Source organism: Streptomyces sp. NPDC053432 (assembly GCF_055585365.1).
Genome location: NZ_JBVJKF010000035.1, coordinates 38,284 through 59,037, shown reverse-complemented (window position 1 = coordinate 59,037; position 20,754 = coordinate 38,284). Strand labels below are relative to the sequence as shown.

Sequence of the window (20,754 nt, the reverse complement as noted above, 5' to 3'; positions counted from 1 at the left end):
CATGATCCGCCGCTACATCATCTGGCGGAACAAGCACGCCGCCGACGACCGGCTACGCGAAGTGACCACCAGGGCGAACGTTGCCTGATGCGGCAGTAGTTGTGCGGTGCGCTCATGCCGGTCCTTCCGGGGATGCGGGATGAAGCCCTGGCGTTGACGCCGGCCCAGCTCCTGGGTGTCTTCAGCGGGAGGCGTGCCAGATGCGGGCCGCGTGGAGCATGTCCAAGACCCACGGTGCCGTGTCGTTCTCGGCGATCTCTTCCCAGACACCGACGGTGGCCTTGGCGAAGGCGGTAACGCTGGCCACCGGGGCGGTGTGCCAGGCGGGGACCCGGCCAGCCCACCGTTCGGCTTCTTCGGGGGTGTGGCCGCTTTTGATGAGCCACACGGCCCACAGTGCGGGGTCGATCCAAGCAGCCCCGCGTGAGGCCCAGGCCCAGTCGACGAGGACCGCGCGGCCGTGGTCGATGAGGACGTTCGTGGGGAACCAGTCGCTGTGGAGCAGGGTGGTTCCTGCGAACAGTTCGGGGGTGTCGGTGTGGCTCTTCATCCTGTCCGGCATCGACCGCATGACGATGTCGGGTGCGGCGAGGGAGGAGAGTCGGGCCATCACGTCGGCGACGAGGGGGAGGTCGGGGGAGCCGGGGGTGTAGTCGGCGTGGCGGCCGTCGATGTCCTCGAAGCCGAGGAGGTCCCAACCGGCTTCCTGGATGTGCCAGAGGACGGCGGGGGCGAGGTGGCGGATCTTCGGATTGATATCGGCTTCCCGCTGCTGGGTCCAAACTCGAGGGTGGTCGCTGCGCAGTCCCTTGACGAAGACGGTGGCGCCGCCGGTGTGGACGCGGGCTGCGATCTCGCTGTTGAGGCCGCCTCCGACATTTTCGTACTTGAGCACAGGGCCGGTGCGGCTCGCGATCAGGGCCAAGACGGCGGCGGGGATCTCGGCGAGGCGGTCGGTCGGCATGATTCAGGCTCCCACAGAGAGCCGGGGCCCCGGCGGGAGTGCTAGCGAGGCCCCCTGATCGGGTGGTGGCAGGTGTAGGGGTTGTCCTCGCCGCACCCGCTCTGGCCGCGGTCTACCGGTCAACCTTGTCGGTGATCACGAGTCCTGTGCACTCCCTCAACTCACATGGTGATGGTCATCAGGTTCTTACCGTCCATAGCGGAAGGGACTGTGCTGGCAGCAGCCCGCTTTCAGCCGGAGCCGGGGACCACTCCTTCGAGCGGTCGGGAATCCTCACCGCAGCATCTTCGGGAGACAGCGTGAGTCCACGGCGTGTACTCCCCGGTGAACCAGGGCGTGGCCGGTCGGCATGTGAGTCAAGGCCGAGCTGGGCCGTCACTCGATCAGGAGAAGACCGGCCAACACTGCGCATTAACCATGGTTGTTGTGGTGTCATGGTTGGTATCCGGTTGTGGAAGGGGTGCGTTGGGGATGCCGTTGCAGCGTTGGCGGGAGTTGGCGGATCGGTTGGCGGCGCGGATCGAATCCGGCGAGTTCCCGGCGGGTGCGAAGATGCCGACGACCGCGGAGTTGCTCGCGGCGGGGGAGTCGAAGCCGTCGGTGGAGCGCGCCTATCGAGAGCTCGTGGAGCTGGGCCTGGTGGTGCGTAAGCCACGGGTGGGAACGGTGGTCCGCAGCCGCGTACCAGTCCGTGTTCCGCTGAGTCGTTACGGTGCGGTGCTGCGGCCGGGCGGTGACAGAGGGCCGTGGGAGACCGCGGTGGCTGCTGTGGGCCTGGCCGGCGCTGTCATTCCGCTCACCGTTGAGCAGGGCCCCGCTCCTGCAGATGTCGCAGCGCTGCTCGGGCTCGAACCAGGGCAGCTCGTGGTGCGGCGGTGCAGGCAGGCGCTGATCGACGGTGATGTCGTGCAGTTGCAAGAGGCGTTCTACCCGGCCGATGTGGCTGCCGTCGCCGGCCTGGACGGGCCGGGCAAGGCGGTGGGCGGTGTACTGGCGGCCCTGACCGCCGGCGGGCTGGAGCCGGTGTCCGCGGACGAGAAGGTCACCGCGCGGCCACCGTCTAAGGAGGAGGCTGCGGACCTCTGCATCGGGGAGAGAGTGCCGGTGCTGTGTATCGAGCGCGTGCTGCGCGACAGGGACGGACGCGTACTGGAAGTGCTGCGCGTGGTGGGCGCCGCCGACCGCCTTGAGTTCCATTACGACAACCTGACGCTGGCCGGAGGCCTGCCCTAGCAGGCGCCACGCTCACCGGTGACTCACTCGCACCGCAGTCAGCACAGTCGTGATCCCGCAGGGCGTACACCGGTGATCACAGCGGTGAGGTGACCGCTGTTTCGTAGGACGGGACCCGTCCTCGCCAAATTGAACGAGCCCCGCCGTGATGGCGGGGCTCGCACGTCCTCGCCCTGGGCCTGGTCCGCCCGGTGGAGGAAGAGCACCTAGCTGTGTGAACTGGAGGTGCGCTTTGTCATGAGCGTACGCGTAATCACCATCGGCGCGCCACACGGCGCTTGCCGCCACACCACCACCCGGTCAGTCGCCTGTGACGCGGGGGTGGGCTGTGGCGCTTGAACCCATCCTGTGGGCCCTGCACGACAGTCCGGTGACCACGACGACGGACCGGATGCTGCTGGCCGGGCTGGCGGAGAAGGCCGATGCCGACGGCTGCAATGCTTTTCCCTCCCGCCGTACGCTGGCGCGGATCGCGCTGTGTGATGTGAAGACGGTGCAGCGACGGCTGGCCCGGCTGGTGGAGCAGGGCGTCATCGCCCTGGGGGACCAGGAAGCCGCCCGCTACATTCCGGCGCATGCCCGCCCCAAGGTCTACGACCTGCAGATCCCCGCCGCCTGGTACGGCCCTGAGCGCATGGCACGAGTGAACGGCGACCGCGCGCAGCGGGGCCTGCCGCCGTTGACAGCTGGCAACCGGGGACCCCTCGCACCGGCCCCCTCCCGGGTGCAGCGCAGCGACAAGGGCACCCCTCGGGCAAGGGGAGGGGACTGCCAGTCCCCTCCCCCAAATCCGGACGAATCCCCCGTGAGGGGGGACTGTGAGTCCCGGGGGAGGGGGGACTGTGAGTCCCCGGAGGGGGGACTGTCAGTCCCCCAACCCTCTCCTTTAACTCTCCCCGGAACACAAACCCCCACAGCGCCTGCGGCGCGTAGCGCCGATGACGCCCGCAGGGCCCCTACAGGTACCACCGCACGCAAGACCAGCACCTGCGCGGCTTCCCCGGGCGCGGACGCAGCCGCCCGGACAGCCAGTCCAGCACAAGGGGCTCGCAGGGGTGCGTCTGACCGGCACACCCATGCGCTGCAGACGGTCGATGCGGGCTGGCCCGCCGACCTCGCGGCCCTGTTGCCCGCCCACCGGCCCCGCGCCCTGCGCGACGCAATCCTCCAAGGCCTCGACGCAGGACGCACCGCCGACCAGCTCGTGGAGCGGATCCAGCGCCGCTGGTGGACCCACCGCTACGCCCGGGCACTCGCGGACGGGGAGCTCTCCTCCCCGGTCGGCGTCGCAGTGGCGCTGGTGCGTCCCTCGGTGGATTGCCCGGACCCAATGTGCGAGGACGGGGTGACCCTGGACACCGGCGATGGGTGCCGCACCTGCGAGCAGCGGTCCGCAGACCGCCGGCACGACCGGAAGCCGCAAGCCCACGGCAAAGTCCCGGCCGCGCAGTGGTGGGAATGCGCGGGTCCCGGCTGCACCGCAGCGGGCAAGGGAGCCAGGCCCGATGACGGGCTGTGCTGGCAGTGCCAGTCCCGTGCCGAGGCCGCTGAGGCGAGGCAGGCGACCGCGGCCCTGGCCGCGGAAGCCGAATCCGCGGCAGAAGCGCAACGCCTGCGTCAGGCGATCCGCTGGACCCGCATGCTGCAGGACGCATACACCGAGCACGCGCAGCGAGCCCAGACAGTCCAGGAGCGCATGGAGGCTGAGCGGAGGGCTGCTGCTGACGCCGCCCAGGTACGTCTCCTGCGTCAGCAACTCCTGCACGACCATCCCGAGCTGGCGGCTTACGTCCAGGACGAGACATGACCAGCCACCGGCACGGGCGTTGCCAGGCTGACCCGAGCTCAGCGCGGGCGCAGCGCAGGGGGAAACCGTCACGTCAATCGCGCCCGGACTGTCCCTGGCCCGTTGAGGCGTTGGCGTGGGCTGTCCTTCGGGTCGCACTCGCCGCACCCCTCCGGCGGCCTGTGGACTTGCCTGCTCGGTCCGCCTGCCTCGGCGCGCTGCGCCCGTACATCGCTCGAATTTCTGATCTTCAGTGCATTTCCGGATCTTCGGTCGCATCCGGATGAGAGTGTGACCGGCAGCAAGAGCCCTGATTGGCAGGTGAACGTCCTCTCATGCAGCTGACTCGTACCCACCGGATTCTCATCGGTGTCGTGGTCGCCGGCGCCGTGGTCATCGCGGGGATCGGTTTCGCGGGTTCGTACTCCGCGGTGCGCGCCCTGGCGTTGAAGAAGGGCTTCGGCGACTTCTCTGTGGTGTTCCCGATCGGCATCGACGCGGGCATCTGTGTGCTGCTGGCGCTCGACCTGTTGCTGACGTGGATCCGGATCCCCTTCCCGCTGCTGCGGCAGACGGCGTGGCTACTGACGGCGGCGACGATCGCGTTCAACGGTGCCGCGGCGTGGCCGGACCCGCTGGGTGTGGGCATGCACGCGGTGATCCCGATCCTGTTCGTGGTGACGGTGGAGGCGGCCCGGCACGCGGTGGGCCGGATCGCCGACATCACGGCGGACCGGCACATGGAGGGCGTGCGGATCACGCGGTGGCTGCTGTCGCCGGTGCCGACGTTCAAGCTGTGGCGGCGGATGAAGCTGTGGGAGCTGCGTTCGTACGAGCAGGCGGTCGGGATGGAGCAGGACCGGCTGATCTACCAGGCGCGTCTGCAGGCGCGGTACGGGCGTGCCTGGCGGCGCAAGGCGCCGGTGGAGGCGCTGATGCCGCTGCGGCTGGCGCGGATCGGTGTGCCGTTGTCACAGACGGCGCCCGAGGGGCTGGCGGCAGTCGGGATCGAGCCGGCACTGCTGCCCCCGGGGCGGGAAATGGTGGGCGCCGTACAGCCGGCTGGTGAACTCCCGCTGGCTGCTTTGCCTGTCGATGATGTTCCCGACCTTTCGAACACGGGGTTTGCGTTGTCCGAGGCCACTCCGCCCGCGGTGACCAGGGCGCTGGCAAAAACGACGTTCCCCTCGCCGACAGACGGCGTGGATCTGGTCGCGGCCGGATGGCTGTTCTTCACCTGGTACGGACAACTGCCCACGCTGGAGGAATTCGGCGCGTTCCTGGCACAGGACTACGGGCTGACCGACCCCGAAACCGGAGGCATCATCGCCGACGCCGTGCTGGAGCCGGTCCTCGCAGAACTCCGTGCCGACGCGCGGACGGACGCCGACGCTGGCGTGGCCGCGGAGCAGCCGCTGGGCACCCTACCCCAGGCCCCGGTCGGCGAGACCGACCGTGTCGCGGCGGTCGCCGACCCTGAGCCCCACCCCTTCTTCAGCCCGCAGCGCTCATCTGCCTCAACGCTGAGTGCGTCCGCATCCGACCCGACCCCGGCCCCTCCTGCGGAGCTCGCGCCCTCTGGACATCAGGCTCTCCCGAACCCGGCATCGGGAGAGCCGCAGGAGTGGCTGGCTAAGGTGGCCGCGACCGGCGAGGCGACCGCTCGGATGCCCCGGCAGCAGACCGACGACGTACCGCCCGCCGATCCGATCCAGCGCGAGGTCGCACAGGTGGCAGCCTGGCTCACCGAAGCCGCAGAGACCGGCACGCGCCTGTCCGGCGCCGAGGTCGCCCGCCGCCTGAAGGTGTCACCGAAGACCGGCCAGCGCCGCGTGATCGACGCGACCCGCTACCTCGAAGAGCAGCGTAAGAAGCAAAGCCGCGCACACCTGCGCTCGGTCAGCAACTGACCGATGCCTACCGGGACGGTCGCCAGCTCAGCTGTCGCATGGCGGTCGACGCCTCCCTGCCCGCCGACCGCGAACGCGCCGCCCGCCAGCTGGAGATCCTCGCCGCCTGCTGGGTGCCCTCGACACTGAAGAAGACGGCACAGCCGACGAGATCCCCACCTGACCTCGCACGCATGTACACCAGCCCTCGCAGCCGGCGGGGGCATTCGTGTTTCCAGGGCAGGTATCGGCCCGCCCTTCCTCCAGTACCGTCGCCATAGACGAAGGGGACGCCATGAAGTGGATCGAGCACACGACGGGCCAGCGGATCAAACTGCTGCGTGGAGCCGTCACTCAGGAAGAACTCGCCGAGAAGGCCGGCCTGTCCATCGCCACCGTCCGAAAAGCCGAGCAGGACCGGGGACAGGTCTCACTGCCCACTCTGCTGCGGCTCGCCCATGCTCTGGGTACGGACATCGCCGTCATCGTGGGCCAGCAGGCTCCCCGCAGGGCGATGCTCGCGGACGACCGGCTCATCCTGCGCGAGTTGTCGCGCACCGTCCACGACACCGCCGCAGGGATCGGAACCGATCAGGAACCCGTCGACTTCGCGGCCGACCTTCGGGCCGGGTGGGATGCCTACCGAGCTGGGAGGATTGGGGTGGCCGGACAGTTCGCCACCTCCGCCGTCAGGGACGCCGCCATCGCCCTCGCCGACGCTTCCGCAGACCGGCGTATGACCGCCCGCGGAGTCCTCGCGGACGCCTACCGGCTCTCTTCCTACGTTGCCAACCAGCTCGGTGCCCGTGATCTCGCGTACGCCGCGATCGGCCACGCCGCCGACCAGGCCCGGCAGGGCGGGGATCCGGTGCGGGAGGCTTCGGTGGCCTCGGGCCGCTCGTGGATTTACCTGCGTGACGCCCGCCTCGACGACGCCGAGCGCACCGCCCAGGTCTCCTTCACCAGCATCGAGCCGTCCTACGGCGACCGTGACCCCGTCGTCCTCGCCACTTACGGGTGGCACGTCGTGTTCGCGGCCGTCGTCGCGGCCCGGCAGGGAGATGATGCTGCGGCCGGGGATCTGCTGTCCCAGGGCTCTGCCGTCGCGGCCCGGCTGGGGAGGGACGTCATGGTCAACGGAACCGCCTTCGGGCCCGCCGCCGTCACCGCGCAGGCCATCGGCATCGCCGTGTCCACGGGGAAGCCGGGCAAGGCCCTCCAGCTCGCCGGAGAGCTGCACGACACATCCTCTCTGCACCAAGCCGCACGCAACCGGCTCCAGCTCGACATCGCCCTCGCCCAGTGCGACACCAAGCAGTACGACACATGTCTGGACACGCTCCTGACGGTGTGCCAGGAGCACCCGGAATGGGTGCGCCACCAGACTCTCCCCGGCGTCATCGCCCAGCGGGCCGGCTACGCCACCACGTCCCGCTCCCGCAAAATCGCCAAGATCATCGGCGCCACCCTCGCGTAACTGCTACGCCCCGTAGCACTGAGACCCTCCGCGGATTCGGGTAGTGCTACACCCCTGGTCTTCACTCTCCGCATCGACGCGATCACTCTGTAGGGGCCACGCAGGCAGCCGGTTCCGCGTCGTCCCCCTTCCGGGACCGGCTGCCCTCCCCTGACCGAGGAGCGCAGCCATGCCCGGCCCCGAACTCCCCCGCCGCCTCCTGGCGCGACAGATCCAAGACCAGCCCGCACCGCGCATCCCCTGGGACGCGTTCGCCGTCAACGGCGACGTCTCCGCCCCCTACGGACAGCCCTCCCCGGCCCTGATCGAGCGGGCCCGGCGCGGCTGGAAGCGGCTCGGCACTATCCACGAGCGCCTCGCCGGGGAGTCGGAGACGTGACGTACCCCGTCGACCGCACCGGCCACGAGCAGCACCCGCTTCTGCGCCAGCAGGTACGGGACATCGCGTCGAAGTGCGTCGGCACCCTGGACGCGGTCACCCACGAAGTCCACGACGACGGTCGGGTGGTGCGCGTCGCTCACGTCCGACCCGCCTCCGGGATCACGTGGACCACGCACGCGGACAACATCGAACCCGCGTGACACAGACTTCCCGCCCCGCACCTCCTATGGCTCGATCGCCGGGTCGGGACGCACCTGCCCCCTGCACCACTCGCAACCATTCGAGAGGAGCACCACCATGACCACCGCCATCGAGGAGCACACGCGTGTGCCGTTCGGCGCCCGCGGAATGCAGCCCGCCTACACGGTGCGCATCGACCCGTCCGAGTTCGCCTACGACCCGCAGCAGCAGGTCAACGTGATGGCCGACGGCTCCCTGTGGGCCGAGATGCCCATGGCCGCCTCCAGCACCGCCACGAACAACGACTCCACCGGGCCGGCCGACGAGACGACCGACCCCTACGCCTTCCCCGGCGACGAGGTGGCGTAACCGATGAAGACCGCACCGAGCGGGCATGTGCTCGTCATCGCTGAGGACCTGGACCCGTCTGCCGATCTGGTGGTGCACGCTCTCACGGAGCGCGATGTGCCGGTGATGCGGTTCGACCTGGCCTGCTTCCCCCAGCACCTCGACCTCGCCGCCGAACACGACGGCAACAGGCCGGGCTGGTCCGGGGACCTGGCCGACAGCGCCCGCTCGGTGCGGTTGGAGGAGGTCCGGGCCGTCTACTACAGGCGGCCCGGCCTGCCCGACCCCAGCACAGCCGTCGCCACCGAATACCGCGAGTGGGCCGTGGGACAGGCCCTCGTCGGCATGGTGCAGGTGCTCGGAGCCCTTCCCGTGATCTGGATGCACCACCCCGACGTCTACCGGGCCTCCGCGCACAAGCCGGGGCAGCTCGTGTCCGCCGCAGCGGCCGGACTCCGTGTCCCGCGCACACTTGTGACGAACAGCCTTCCCCACGCGCGACGATGGGCCGCGACGATCCGCGGACCGCTCATCGTCAAGCCGGTCACCGCAGGGGCCATCACGCTCGCCGGGCAGCCGGCCATGATGCTGCCAACCCGCCGGTTCGAGGCGAACGAACTGGACGAGTCCGTGGAGCTGACTGCCCACATGCTCCAGGAATGGGTTCCGAAGGCCTACGAGGTGCGCCTGACTGTGGTCGGGGACGACATGTTCCCCGTAGCCATTCACGCGGGCAGCCTTGCAGCCGAGACCGACTGGCGCAGCGACTACGACGCGCTGGAGTACGAGCCGGTACCCATCCCCGACGCCGTGGCGGCCGGAGTACGCCGGTTCATGCAGCACTACCGCCTCAACTACGGGGCCTTCGACTTCGCCGTGACCCCGGACGGCAACTGGGTGTTCTTCGAGTGCAACCCCGCCGGACAATGGCAGTTCATCGCCGCCGCCACGAAACTCCCCATCGCCCAGGCCCACGCCTCGCTGCTGCAAGGAGCCCTCACGTGACCCTCGCCGCCGACACCGACGAAGCCCGCAAACACCGGGCCGCTCTCGCCGACACCCTCGCCGCGGCCGGACACGGACCCTCCTGGGTCGAAGCGGTGCGCGCCGTCCCGAGGCACTTGTTCGTCCCCACCTTCTTCGACCAGGACGCCGCCGGGAGCTGGACCACCGTCCACGCCAGGGACCCCGGCTACCTCCAATCCATCTACAGCGACCGGGCCCTGACCACCCAGCTCACGGACAACACTCCGACATCGTCCTCCAGCGAACCGGGCCTCATGCTCGCCATGCTCGACGCCCTCGACGTGCTGGACGGACACCGCGTGTACGAGTGTGGAACGGGAACCGGCTGGAACGCCGGACTCCTCGCCCACCGCCTCGGCGACACCCACGTGACGACCGCGGACGTCGACCCCGCACTGACCACCACCGCCCTCCAGCGGCTCCAGCAGGCCGGGTACCACCCCACGGTCCGCACCGGAGACGGCGCGGCGGGCGCCGCCGACCGGGCGCCCTTCGACCGGTTCATCGCCACCTGCGGGATGCCCGCGATTCCACGGCCATGGATGGCCCAGGCCACCGACGGCGCCGTGATGGTCGTCCCGGTCGGCTGGGGACTGGCCAAGCTCACCGTCCACGACGGTGAGGCACACGGGCGGTTCCTGGAGCAGGGGGCGTACTTCATGGGCCGACGCACCGACGGTGCGGGACCCCGGTTCAGCGAACTGAACGACGCCGCACCCGAACGCACCAGCATCCCCGTGGCCGACCTGCTCGAACGGCTCCAATTCCCGCTCTCCCTCGCCCTCCCCGGCTACAACTGGTTCACCTCGTCCGACGAACGGGGCGCCGTATCCTCCGTCGGCATCTGGACGCAGGACGGATCGACCGCCACCGCACACGCCGACGGCAACGTGCGGCAGACCGGCCCGCGCCGTCTGTGGGACACCGTGGAACACCTGCACGACCTGTTCGGCGACATCCCCAACCGCAGCGGCTTCGGCATCACCGTGACCCCCGAGCATCAGCGCGCATGGTGGGGCACACCCGACGGTCCCGGGTGGGATCTTCCCGAGCTGACCACCGTGGCGTGATGGCCTCCTCGCGGTAGCCTCGCGTCGTACCGCGTGCAAGGAGGGATCCCGTGGAAGAGCCGTTTGACGCCTGGTTCGCCCGGCGCCAGGAGCGCCAGCGCAAGCCAGGCACCCTACGCATGGTTCCCCTCGCCCCAGGAACGAAAGCCGCACACCTACAGCCCGACGCCCCGCGCCTTGTTCTTGAGTGGGACGGATTCTCCTGGGTGCCGGCCGCCGTCGCCGACAACTACCAGGAGGCCGGGAAACTTCTCCGGCCTCCGAGCGGTAAGCGGCGCCGCGCCTGACCCCGTACACCACGATGCCCCCGCGGCTCCCGACCAGGAGCACGGGGGCACCGCCATGTCCCCCTACTCGTCGTGTCCCGGAGCAGCGAAGAACTCCCCCTCGGGCCGCTCCTCGCCTCCGGAGAAGGCCAGAACCGGCATGCCTTTTGCCACCTCAGGCTCTCCCTCACCCACTGCGGGTCGTCCAGGGCGCCGTAGAATCGCCTCGGCGACGACCTCATCATCTCCGTGGAAGTGGACGAATAAGTCTCTGCACGCGAGGGGCTGCACTGGGCGCATGCGGCTACGCCCCGCACCGGATCGTCGGCGACGGCCTCGCCGGCCAACTGGGCCACCCGTTTCGTCGCCCAGCTCGCCGCCCCACACACCCAGCGGATCACCCTCGACCGCGACGGCCGCACCGAACACGTGCTGATCGACGTGCAGGCCGGATCATGGGCCGCCCTCACCGACCGGCGGGTCCTGGACTGTCCGTCAGGGAGGCCCTGACCGCCTCTGGGACGCCATCGAAGAACACATCACCCGATGGCGTGCGGACGGCTCCCCGACCCTCGACAGGTTCGAGATCACCGTCACCCCAGACCGGCAGACGATCACCTGGCCCCACTCCTGAGCCTCCCCGACCTACCGCGAGGCCCCTCCTCCAGCACCGGAGACAGGGGCCTTCGCCGTACGGGGACCGTTAGGGTGCTGACCCTGCAGGAGGAGGAAGTATGGACGAACCCCTGGACCGATGGGCAGCCCGGCGGGAGAAGCGGCTACGGCCGATCGGAGAGAAGAAGGCGATCACCCTCGGCGCCGGACCCCAGCGCGCGGCCCACATCAACCCCAACGCCCCGCGGCTGATCCTGGAGTGGGACGGCTACGCCTGGGAGCCCGTGACCACGGTCGAGAACTATGCCGCAGCCCTGCGGCTGCTCAATCCTCCCCCTCCAGCTCCTCCCACGACTCCACCGCAGCTGGTCCCGCTCCGTCCCGGCAAGGGCCGCCACCGCAAGCCCTGACGATCAGCCCCCGCGACGAAGAAGATCTTCTTGCACGGCAGGCAGAGAACACCGCCAAGGTGCTGCACCAGCCAGGAGGGGCATGGCTGCCCCCCGCCCTCTCCGCGGAGCTCGCGCCCTCCGGACGTCGGGCTCTCGCGATCCCGGGAGAGGGGGAGCCGCAAGAGTGGGTGGCTGAGGTGGTCACGACCGGTGAGGCGACGGCCCGGAAGCCCCGGCAGCAGACCGACGACGCACCTGCAAGTGATCCCATTCACTCGAAGTTGCCCGGCTCGGCACGACCGACCTTCTTTGGCCGGTGTCTCGCCGAGATCGGTCACCGGATCAGTCGTCGGTTCGGGTGCCGGCAAGTGGAGCCTGCGCCCTTCCAGGGGCCGGTCACTGGTGAGTGTGTGACCGATCGGCTCGTCGACCGACTCACAGCGCGGTGTTGATCGATCATGACCGATACGCATTGCCCAGGCACACCGCTCGACGTGCTGGTTGTCCGCCGGTCCATGTTCTGCGCGCACCGCACACGGGCCGGTGAGTACGGTGACGACGCCGGTGAGTAGCGGGCGGCCCGGACACCGGTGAGTTGATGACCGATCCCCACCGGTGACTGATGACCGGTGACTGACCGGGACCTGGCCGACTCGGTCGCCGACGACTGGCCATCCCGTTGTGGTCACGACGCGGCCCCTACGAGGAGCAGCCGTTGACCGGTGACCGAACCCGTAACCGTTCACCTCTGGCTCTCAGCGTGGCTCGTGACTGATCGGGGCTGCCGGTCACCGGACATGACCGCTGTGTGTGCGGTGGGTGCGCGCTGGCAGCAATCGGTTCCAAGGTCCGCATACGAGAATCCGGCATGGGGCGTTCGGCGACGCCGGGTGACTGGTGACCAATCCCGTCGGGCCGATGGTGGCCCATGACCATCGGGGGGTGACCGGTGAGTTCGGCGGCGACGCCCGGTGAGTGGTGACCGGTGCGGGATGTGACCGACTGGTGGCCGGTGATCGATCCCGACTTGCACCGCCTGGCCGGTGACCGATCGGAGGCCTGTCGGTCACCGGTCACGACCGGTGCGGGCTGCCGGTCATCGGTCAACGTGCAGGTCAGCGCCTGGTTCCAGGGTGAATGCTGAAGCCAGTGAGTTCGGCAGCGGCGCCCGGTGAGCGGCGGCTAGTCTGACGAGTTCTTCACTGACTGGGGAGGCTGTGCGATGAGTTCGGTTCTGCGTGTTGATGCCGACGGTGCTGTGACGGTGCTGTGACGGTGCTGCCGTGGCCCGATGACGTGGTGCAGCAGGGTCTGCTGATCCGTGCCGGTGTCGGGGGACCGGCGGACACCGGGGTCTACCACCGGCGTGTTGTGCTGCATGTCCACGGCAACGGGCGGGGGGAGGGGCTGCCGATGAACCTGGTGGCGTGGGTGCTGGCCTGTGTCTGGCGGGAGGTCGAGCTGCCCTACGGGTTGTACGGCGCCGCGATGGTGACTGGTCCGCAGTCTCAGGGCCTCGACGACCACCTGGCCACCGAGGTTCATGCCGTCTGCGAGGCGGTGGCCGATGTGCGGACGGAATGGCAGCACCGTCCGCCCGTCGGGGAGGCGCCGGCCCGTGCCGAACTCCTTGCGGCGGCCAGGCACGCCCGGCGGGCTCTGCGCACGTCGGCAATCTGACAGCTGCGCGACCGCAGTGCGTGAGCAAGACCGATGACCGATGACCGGTGGTCAGGATGGACGCCCCTGCCGCCGTGACCGGGGGCGTTGATCGGTCACCGGTCAGGTCATCCGGTCCTCTGCTGGGGCCCCGGCTGTTGCAGGGCCCCAGAGGTTCGACGGGCTGGGTGTCAGGTCGTGGCGGCTTTGACGGTGGTGGGGGAGTGGCGGTCGGACAGGACGAGGTTGATGGTGTCTTCGGTGTGGTGGTCGAGGGTGATGCCGTAGGTCCGTGCCATGTGCTGGAGGCGGGAGACGGTTTTGCGGATGGCGGTCTGGTTGTCGGCTGCCCATTCGATGTGGAGGAGGTCGCGGTAGAGGACCTCGGAGGTCTCTTCGATGTCCAGGGCGTGGAGCACGGTGTGGCGTGCGGCGTCGAGGTCGGGTGTGTCGCTGTCGGTGTGCCAGCGGGCGAGGGTGTGGGCGGTGTCGGTAGATGCCTGGAGTCCTCCGGCCCTCGAACCCAGGAATCAGTTCTGCCCCGTGATCACGCGTTGTGATCACGGGGCAAAGCCGGCCGCTCTGTCAGCTGAGCTGCAGGACGTTCTCGTCCGCATCCTGGAAGAGCCTGACGATCAGCTGCCGAAGACGCATCGCGGCGTCAGCCCTGTCAATGAAGCCGTTAAGCATGTCGGCGTCTTCCTCCGAAGAAACGTGCTTGGTGAGCTTCTCGGTCCAGCCGGCGACCTGCTCCTCCAGGGTCGCCTCGACCACGTCGAATTCGGACCCGGCGGACTCCTTCGTAATCCTTTGGCGGGTCAGCAGACCCGTGATCCGGTTGAGTTCGTCGCATACGAGGCTCAGGGCAGCACGCGGGTTCGCGCTGGCTCCGGGGGGTGTCACATCCCGATTGGGGTGGTCTTCCAGCTCGTCGATGAAGGCTTCCACCTGGAGTACTTCTTTCTCGACGGCGTCCACCGCGGACGCCAAGGCAGCGCTGTCTGTGCTCATCCAGACCTCGACGTTTCCTCCCGTGCGCACGATCCGGACCATATGTGTTTTCAGGAATGTGATTCCCGTGGTGTCGTCGGGTTCGGGCTGGCGGGCCCACACGCCACGGTCCGGCTTTTGGCCAAGTTGTGCGAGGCCTGCCCGGATGTCGAGCGCGGATTCGAGGACGGAATGGAGATCGTCCTGGTGTCCGGCGAGGAGGGCGTCGAGGGCTGCCTCGGCTGCAGCATCGGCGAGTGTGTCGACGTCCTGGTAGTGGTCACTCATTGGTCTCCGCCTCCTGCTTCAGAGCGAGAGCGCTGATCAGCCGCGAACGTGCCCGCGAGTAGGCCTGCCGCACTGCGGCGGGGTTTTTGCCCAGGATCTCGGCGGTCTCCTCGTGATTGAATCCGTCCAGGTTCCAGGCCATGGCCTCCCTTTCCGCCGGCGGTAACGTCGAGAGGATGTCAAGCATCCGCTGCCGCTCGTCGGTCAGGATGACCAGTTCGACCGGACAGGTCCCGCCCGGCCGGTCCGGGACCGGGTCCGTCGGCAGTACCCGACTGTTCGCCTGCCGAAGGTAGTTCCGATACGCGACCGTGCGGAGGTACGCCTTGGGGTACTCCAGTGACCGCCATTTGTCGGGGAGCAGCCTTTCGAAGGCCTCGTGCGTGGCGTCGGCTGCCTCATAGGGGCTGGCGCCCAGGTTCATGAGGAACGCGGACACCTTGGTCATCTCTGCGGTGTAGAAGGCCTCGAACTCGTTGTCCTGTTGGGTCGGCACCAAGGACGAAACCGCTGCGGGCACAACCACAATGTGGGCAGGCGCGGGGAGCTCTGTCACAGTCACTGCTCCCCGCCACGGCCGGCGGGGGCGCCGATCAGGATCTCGACCTCACGGTCCGCGGACCGTTCTGAGAGGCGACTGCCAGGTGGCAGAGACCGGACTCGCTCAGAGAGGCCCTGCTGAGCCACCTCCGCCCGGCGGACCTCCGCCCGCGCCTTGACCACCCTGTACGTCAGTCGTGCCAGGGTGCCGATCACTGCGGTCACTACCGCCACCACCGCCATCATCGTCGGATCCACGATCTGCCTCTCGACCTCAGCGGTGCAGATGCGCCCCGCGTCTGAGTTCTAAAGCAACGGCGGGGCCAGAGTGTGACATCGGACCAAAACAACTTTTGGGCGAGGCTCTGAATCAGGTGCTCTTGATGCTGCCGGTGCTGGTGTCCTTGGGCTTCACGAGCTGCGACACGGCGAGTAGGCAAAGCCGATCACGCGCTCCGCCCAGGCGCGTTGAACGAGTCTGTAGGCCCCGACGAACAGCCCGATCACGACGAGCACGATGTGCAGGGGCGGGCCGTCCTTCTTCGGCTTCTCGGCCGGCGCCTTCAGCGTCTCGATCTCCGCAACGATGTCCTCGATGCGATTGGCCACGTAGCTGTGGCCCTGACCGTCCAGTACGCCCTGGAGGTTGGCGAGTATTGCCGAGCACCGGTGCAGCTCGGCCTCCAGCTCCGCGATGCGCTTTGCGGCCAGCGAGTATTCGCGTCCGTCCTCGGGCACGTGGTCTTCCTTCTGTGCCGCGTCGCGTCGACCCTGGCCGGGACACTGGACCGGCAGACGTACGTGGCGACGGCGGCCGCGCTTGCGCTGCCCAGAGTGGCCCGGCGATCGCCGTGCTACCGCTAGAGATTTGGAACAGGTAGGAAGTGGTTCCTCCGTTGCTTGGTGACCGGTCTCAGTAACGGCATCACCATGACCTGTGGTTTGACCGATAACCGATGACCGATGGTCAGGACGGACGCCCTTGCCGCCGTGACCTGAGCGTCGATCAGTTACCGGTCATGACCGGTCCTCTGCTGGGGCCCGGCTGTTGCAGGGCCCCAGAGGGTGGACGGGATGGGTGTCAGGTCGTGGCGGTCTTGAGGGTGGTGGGGGAGTGGCGGCCGGACAGGACTAGGCTGATGGCGTCTTCGGTGTGGTGGTCGAGGGTGATGTCGTAGGTCCGTGCCATGTGCTGGAGGCGGGCAACGGTTTTGCGGATGGCGGTCTGGTTGTCGGCGGCCCATTCGATGTGGAGGAGGTCGCGGTAGAGGACTTCGGAAGTCTCTTCGATGTCGAGGGCTTGCTGGATGGTGTGGCGGGCGGCGTCGAGGTCGGGGGTGTCGCCGTCGGTGTGCCAGCGGGCGAGGGTGTGGGCGATGTCGGTGATCCTGGAGAGCATGTCCTGGATGACGGGGTCGGCCCAGGGCAGGGTCCGGCCGTCGAACGGCCTTCCCCTCACGAGCCCCATCGCCGTTTCCAGGTGTGCGATGCCCTGCTCGGGGCCGGCTGCGAGCCCGTGGGAGGCGAGTTGCTGGAAGAGCTCCCAGTCGGAGGTGACGGCGGGGTGGAAGGTGTATCCGGCGCCGTCTTTGGGCCGGGGCAGCAGGGGGTATCCGTCGTCGGTCAGACCGATGGTGTTGCGGAGTTCGGACAGCCGTGAGTGCAGGGTCCGTACGGACCATGGGTTGATGGGGTCCATGGCCTTGCACAGGTAATCGGCGCTGCGCCCGGGGCGGAGGTGGAGGAGGGCGGCCAGGGCTGCGGTGCGGGGGCTGTGCGGGGTGCCCAGGCCGCCGCTGATGCGCAGCGCGCCGAGCATGTCGATCCGCACGGCATCGTCCTCACCACTGACGTCGGCGTCGGCGGTGCGCGCCGGGGGGATGGGCGCGGTGGTGACGGGTTCGCCGGGCGCGGGCTGGGTGCGCGGTGTACCGATGGGGACGTGGGGGTTGCTGTCGGAGGCCGCAGAGGTAGCGGGGGGCAGTCCGGCGAGGAGCGCAGGGAAGGGATTGCCGGGATCGGATGCCTCCGTGCTGGTGACCCGTACAGCTAGGGGCTGACCGGCTGCGGCCGGCTGCTCGTGGCTCTCGGCGAATTCCCACGCCCCGGTGGCCGGCTCGGGCTCCTGGGAGGAGACGGTGAGCGCGTGGACGTACTGCAGGTACTGCTCGTCGCTGACCCGCTGGAGCTCCACCGCCGTGGCGAGCACGTCAACGACTGCGTTGTCGCCCTGGCTGATGGTGAGGACTTCGGCGTGAGGGAAGCACCGGCGGGTGGCGGGGCTGGCGGGCATCACGATGGCGGCGGCCAGGTCACGAGCGGCACAGAGCGCGTCGGCAAGCTGGATGACGTCGTTCTCCGCGTGGTCCCCGGCTGCGATCAGCAGCCACGGCAGGAGTTGCTTCCCGCTCTGGTGGGCCTCGAGCATCAACTCGCCGAGGTCGGCGGCCACAGCCGGCACGTGGGGCATGGTGCGGATGCGGCCCTGAGGGAGCAGGCCCGCGAGACGGGCGCCGAGGCCGGTGGTCAGGATCTCGCTGTAGTCGGTCCACGCGCAGCTGCCCAGCTCCAGCGCGAGCGCCCGGGCCACCGCCAGGACCTCCTCGTCGCTGCCGTCCAGGAGCAGGACACGGCAGGTCATCAGATCGACCAGGACCAGACCTTCGTCATCGGTTCCGAGGGTGACCAGCCCCGGGTAGGGGGCCAGGACGGAAGCAAGATCCTCGTTGCCGAGCAGGCCGGCCCCAGGGTCGAGGACCCAGGTACGTGCGTCGGGGCCTTCGGCGAACGGGGCGATCGGGTCACCGGGTTCGTCCAGCAGAAGCGTCACCCCGTCGGCGCCGAGGCGGGCGCCGCGCAGCGTGGGCAGCAGTCGGCTGCCGGTGTCGGGGTCGGTGGCGTGGTGGGCGAGGGTGCGCAGCACCTGGTCGAGGAGCTCGATACCGGCCGGCTGCGCGGTGGTGGTGAGGAGCTGCTCGAGGTCGGTGGGCGTCTCGTCCTGAGCGATGGTCTCGCCGGCCCGCCGCTGGCGTTGCTGCAGGATGCGGCGCACACCCAGGGCAGCCGCGAGGGACGCGGCCAGAAGCGTGCCGATCCCGGCGACCAGGGCCCAGTTGATGCTGCTCTGTGAGGCGGTGCCGGCTGACGCCGGATTCCCGGCCGTGGCTGCGGGTGCCGGTGCCGTGGTGGCTGGAGTGGAGGACTGCGCCGGCGGTGGACTGGCCGGGCTGGTGGATGGCGCTTGCGGTGTCGCGGTTCCGCTCGCGGTGGGAGGGGGCGGGGTTGAAGGCTTCGGGGACTCGGGAGTCGTCGGAGTGGAGCTTGGTGCGGTGTCCTTGGCCGGCGTGGGAGTTGCGGTCACCGGCGCCGGAGCCGGAGCCGGAGCCGGGGCCGGGGCCGGGGCCGGGGATGCGGGTGTCGGTGTCGTTTCGGCAGGCTGGGGCGTGGCGGTGCCGGGTTGGGGGAGGGCGAGGCGCTGGCCGGGATGGATCAGGTCGGGGTCGGTGAACGTGCCCCCGTTGGGGAGCGGGCTGCCTTCGTTGAGGTGGAAGATCTCCATGTACCGGTCGGCGTCGCCAAGGCGCTCGGCGGCGATGCCGGTGAGGCTGTCGCCCTCGCGGACCGTGTACACGGCCGCGGCCGGGCTGCCGGTCTGCTGCGCTCCCACCCCGTCGGCCTGCGCGGGTGAGGTGTGGTGCTGCGAAGGTCGGGCGTCGGCGGGGAGGCGGAGAGCCCACCCGGGTTGGATGGGCCGCTCGGCGTGGAAGGTCAGCCCGTCGGCCATGGTGTGGCCTTCGTTGAGGGCGGCGATCTCTTCCCACCGCTGTCCGTCGCCCAGCGTCGTCTCGGCGATCGACCACAGGCTCTCAGCCGGGCGGGTGTCCCGCACGGTGTATGTCACCGGGGCCCTGCCGCTCTCCGACGAGGCTGCCGTCCCGACGGGCGTGCTCGCGGCCGCGGCCGCACTGCCGGGGACGGCGGCCGCGCTGATGCCCGGGACGGTCACGGTTGTGGGGGCCGCGGAGGCGGGTGCGGCCAGGGCGGTGCCGGTGGGCAGGGCGAGCAGGACGGCGCCGACGAGGGCGGCGGCCGCGCGCTGTCCGACCAGGCCGCGGATCTGCGGTACGGCCCGGCCGCGCAGCTGCGCGGGGATCTCCAGCACGACCGCGACGGCGAACAGGCCCCAGCCGGTCCAGCCGGCCACCGCGAGGGCGAGGAGGAAGACCTGTCCGGAGTCGTCGGTGGACAGCAGGGAGCCGAGCGCGGCCACGCCGGCAGGCCCGACCGTTGCTGTCGCCCACCACAGCAGAACGGGCAGGCCGCCGAGGAGCGCGAGGAGGACGGCCAGGCTCAGCAGGCCGCGCAGCACGGCTGCCGCGGTCTCCCCGCCACGGCTGCCGTCGGAGCGCGGGGTGCGGGCCCTTGGGGTGTTCGGCATGTGCTGGTCCTTCTCCCTACCGGGGCTGGGTTGTCTATTCGGGGGCGGTGACGCCGTGGAGGAGGCGCGCCGATCCGTGGCCGCTGACGCTCATCGAGCCGATCCCCACAACCGACAGGAATTTGGTGGGGTAGGCGCCGTTGACGGTGACGGTCAGCTGGGTGCGGTCCGCGGACAGGGTGACGCTGCCCTGGTGCCCGGCCCGTGCGAGGTAGGCGTAGGCGGCGGCCTGAGCTGCGTCGGGATCCGCGCGCACCCCATCGCCGGTGACCGCCGCTGCCGGGTCGATGGCCTGCCCTGCTGCGCGGGCGGCCTCCATGGCGACGGCGTCCGCACGCTCGGTGGCGCGGAGTTTTCCGCCGCCGTCGATGGCCAGGCCGATGATGCCGAGCAGGGCGATGGTGCAGATCGCGGTGTACACGGCGATCCCGCCGTCATCTCCGCGCAGGCGCTCCCGCCGCCGCGCCGACGGTTGGCGAAGCTGTTCGTCGGGTCGCTCGTCGGGCTGTGGGGCGAGTGGTTGGGGCATGGTCAGCCCTCCCGTGTCGGAACATGTTCGGCCTGTCCGTCAACGTCAGCCTCCGCTACACCTGACTCGTCGAACACCCCGTCTGACCGATCCCGCCGAGCTTGAGGTCGAACCGTTCCCGTAGCCTCACCGCTATGCCCACCGGTCACGCCCCCTGCCACTGCGTCGTCTGCCAGGACGTCAGCGAACGGGGCGCCCGTATCCAGTCGGCGGTCGACGTCATCGAGCAGCACGGCTGGCAGGTCACGATGATTCCCGCCGATGATCACGGACCCGGCTGGGCATACACCATCGGCCTGTGGCACAGCCACCGGATGCCCGGGGTTGCAATGTTCGGCCTGGACGTCCGCCTGATGCAGACGATCCTCAACGACCTCGCCCAGCAAGCCGTTGAAGGACAGCCTTTGGAAGCCGACCAGGAACGACACGACGTCGCAAGCGTCCCCGTCGCGCTCAGAGCCATTGACTACTCCTGGTACAGGGCGTTCTTCGGAACCGCGATCAGCTACTACCGCAAGCCGCCGTTCCCAGTCCTCCAGGTCGTCTGGCCCAACCGGAACGGAGCTTTCCCCTGGCAACCCGGCGGGGAAGACCTCCTGAGCCGCCAGCCCCGACTGCACCTGCATCCCGACGAACACCCCGCCGGTGTATGGACGCAGGACCTTTGAGCGTGCGACGACGG

At 69.4% G+C, this 20,754-nt stretch carries 20 protein-coding genes and 2 pseudogenes; 15 read left to right on the top strand and 7 right to left on the bottom strand.

Features of this window, described 5'->3' with window-relative positions:
• Positions 1-88: pseudogene (locus ACZ6Y1_RS35725) on the top strand (transposase); the annotation flags it as partial.
• A 93-nt stretch (positions 89-181) separates the two neighbouring features.
• Here ACZ6Y1_RS35725 and ACZ6Y1_RS35720 read toward each other — a convergent pair.
• A complete protein-coding gene (locus tag ACZ6Y1_RS35720) occupies positions 182-964 on the bottom strand; it encodes a protein kinase family protein (protein WP_469639987.1) in 783 nt (260 codons plus the stop codon).
• A gap of 471 nt (positions 965-1,435) precedes the next feature.
• Here ACZ6Y1_RS35720 and ACZ6Y1_RS35715 point away from each other — a divergent pair, with 471 nt between their 5' ends.
• The 13 genes and pseudogenes from ACZ6Y1_RS35715 (at position 1,436) to ACZ6Y1_RS35655 (ending at position 13,308) form a co-directional block, all read left to right on the top strand.
• Positions 1,436-2,197 (top strand): GntR family transcriptional regulator, encoded by a 762-nt coding sequence (locus ACZ6Y1_RS35715; protein WP_469639985.1) that lies wholly within the window; start codon positions 1,436-1,438, stop codon positions 2,195-2,197.
• Between the two features lie 310 nt (positions 2,198-2,507).
• Positions 2,508-2,714 (top strand): annotated as a pseudogene (locus tag ACZ6Y1_RS35710) (helix-turn-helix domain-containing protein); the annotation flags it as partial.
• A 687-nt stretch (positions 2,715-3,401) separates the two neighbouring features.
• Positions 3,402-4,004 carry a hypothetical protein gene (locus ACZ6Y1_RS35705; protein ID WP_469639992.1) on the top strand — a complete coding sequence of 201 codons (603 nt, stop codon included), beginning with the start codon at positions 3,402-3,404 and terminating at the stop codon, positions 4,002-4,004.
• A gap of 314 nt (positions 4,005-4,318) precedes the next feature.
• Positions 4,319-5,893 (top strand): DUF2637 domain-containing protein, encoded by a 1,575-nt coding sequence (locus ACZ6Y1_RS35700; RefSeq protein WP_469639982.1) that lies wholly within the window; start codon positions 4,319-4,321, stop codon positions 5,891-5,893.
• Between the two features lie 274 nt (positions 5,894-6,167).
• Positions 6,168-7,349, top strand: coding sequence for a helix-turn-helix domain-containing protein (locus ACZ6Y1_RS35695; protein WP_469639980.1), 1,182 nt, complete (start codon positions 6,168-6,170; stop codon positions 7,347-7,349).
• A gap of 169 nt (positions 7,350-7,518) precedes the next feature.
• On the top strand, positions 7,519-7,728 hold the full coding sequence (locus ACZ6Y1_RS35690) for a hypothetical protein (protein WP_469639977.1): 210 nt from the start codon (positions 7,519-7,521) through the stop codon (positions 7,726-7,728).
• Complete coding sequence (locus ACZ6Y1_RS35685) at positions 7,725-7,931, top strand: hypothetical protein (protein WP_469639975.1); 207 nt, start codon at positions 7,725-7,727, stop codon at positions 7,929-7,931. The genes ACZ6Y1_RS35690 and ACZ6Y1_RS35685 overlap by 4 nt, the downstream gene beginning before the upstream one ends.
• A gap of 97 nt (positions 7,932-8,028) precedes the next feature.
• Entirely contained in the window at positions 8,029-8,280 is a 252-nt protein-coding gene (gene tgmA, locus ACZ6Y1_RS35680) for a putative ATP-grasp-modified RiPP (protein ID WP_469639973.1), read from the top strand.
• Positions 8,281-8,283: 3 nt separating this feature from the next.
• A complete protein-coding gene (gene tgmB, locus ACZ6Y1_RS35675) occupies positions 8,284-9,264 on the top strand; it encodes an ATP-grasp ribosomal peptide maturase (RefSeq protein WP_469639971.1) in 981 nt (326 codons plus the stop codon).
• Positions 9,261-10,355: a methyltransferase domain-containing protein gene (locus ACZ6Y1_RS35670; protein WP_469639969.1), complete on the top strand. Its 1,095-nt coding sequence runs from the start codon at positions 9,261-9,263 to the stop codon at positions 10,353-10,355. The genes tgmB and ACZ6Y1_RS35670 overlap by 4 nt, the downstream gene beginning before the upstream one ends.
• Positions 10,356-10,405: 50 nt before the next feature.
• Positions 10,406-10,642, top strand: coding sequence for a DUF6087 family protein (locus ACZ6Y1_RS35665; RefSeq protein ID WP_469639967.1), 237 nt, complete (start codon positions 10,406-10,408; stop codon positions 10,640-10,642).
• Positions 10,643-11,355: 713 nt separating this feature from the next.
• A complete protein-coding gene (locus tag ACZ6Y1_RS35660) occupies positions 11,356-11,646 on the top strand; it encodes a DUF6087 family protein (RefSeq protein ID WP_469639965.1) in 291 nt (96 codons plus the stop codon).
• Between the two features lie 1,251 nt (positions 11,647-12,897).
• Positions 12,898-13,308, top strand: coding sequence for a hypothetical protein (locus ACZ6Y1_RS35655; RefSeq protein WP_469639964.1), 411 nt, complete (start codon positions 12,898-12,900; stop codon positions 13,306-13,308).
• 170 nt (positions 13,309-13,478) lie between these two features.
• Here the strand turns inward: ACZ6Y1_RS35655 and ACZ6Y1_RS35650 are convergent, their stop codons facing one another.
• The 6 genes from ACZ6Y1_RS35650 to ACZ6Y1_RS35625 form a co-directional block, all read right to left on the bottom strand.
• The gene (locus ACZ6Y1_RS35650) at positions 13,479-13,706 is read right to left on the bottom strand and encodes a hypothetical protein (protein ID WP_469639962.1); all 228 of its coding nucleotides are present in this window, start codon (positions 13,704-13,706) and stop codon (positions 13,479-13,481) included.
• A 166-nt stretch (positions 13,707-13,872) separates the two neighbouring features.
• Positions 13,873-14,565, bottom strand: a complete 693-nt coding sequence (locus ACZ6Y1_RS35645) for a hypothetical protein (protein ID WP_469639960.1) — start codon at positions 14,563-14,565, stop codon at positions 13,873-13,875.
• A complete protein-coding gene (locus tag ACZ6Y1_RS35640; RefSeq protein WP_469639958.1) occupies positions 14,558-15,121 on the bottom strand; it encodes an RNA polymerase sigma factor in 564 nt (187 codons plus the stop codon). The genes ACZ6Y1_RS35645 and ACZ6Y1_RS35640 overlap by 8 nt, the downstream gene beginning before the upstream one ends.
• 395 nt (positions 15,122-15,516) lie before the next feature.
• Positions 15,517-15,843, bottom strand: a complete 327-nt coding sequence (locus ACZ6Y1_RS35635) for a hypothetical protein (protein WP_469639956.1) — start codon at positions 15,841-15,843, stop codon at positions 15,517-15,519.
• Positions 15,844-16,186: 343 nt separating this feature from the next.
• Positions 16,187-19,543, bottom strand: coding sequence for a hypothetical protein (locus ACZ6Y1_RS35630; RefSeq protein WP_469639954.1), 3,357 nt, complete (start codon positions 19,541-19,543; stop codon positions 16,187-16,189).
• Between the two features lie 34 nt (positions 19,544-19,577).
• Entirely contained in the window at positions 19,578-20,072 is a 495-nt protein-coding gene (locus ACZ6Y1_RS35625) for a pilus assembly protein TadG-related protein (RefSeq protein WP_469639952.1), read from the bottom strand.
• 134 nt (positions 20,073-20,206) lie between these two features.
• On the opposite strand from ACZ6Y1_RS35625, the gene ACZ6Y1_RS35620 reads away from it, so the two are divergent.
• Complete coding sequence (locus tag ACZ6Y1_RS35620) at positions 20,207-20,740, top strand: DUF4262 domain-containing protein (protein ID WP_469639950.1); 534 nt, start codon at positions 20,207-20,209, stop codon at positions 20,738-20,740.
• Positions 20,741-20,754 lie beyond the last annotated feature (14 nt).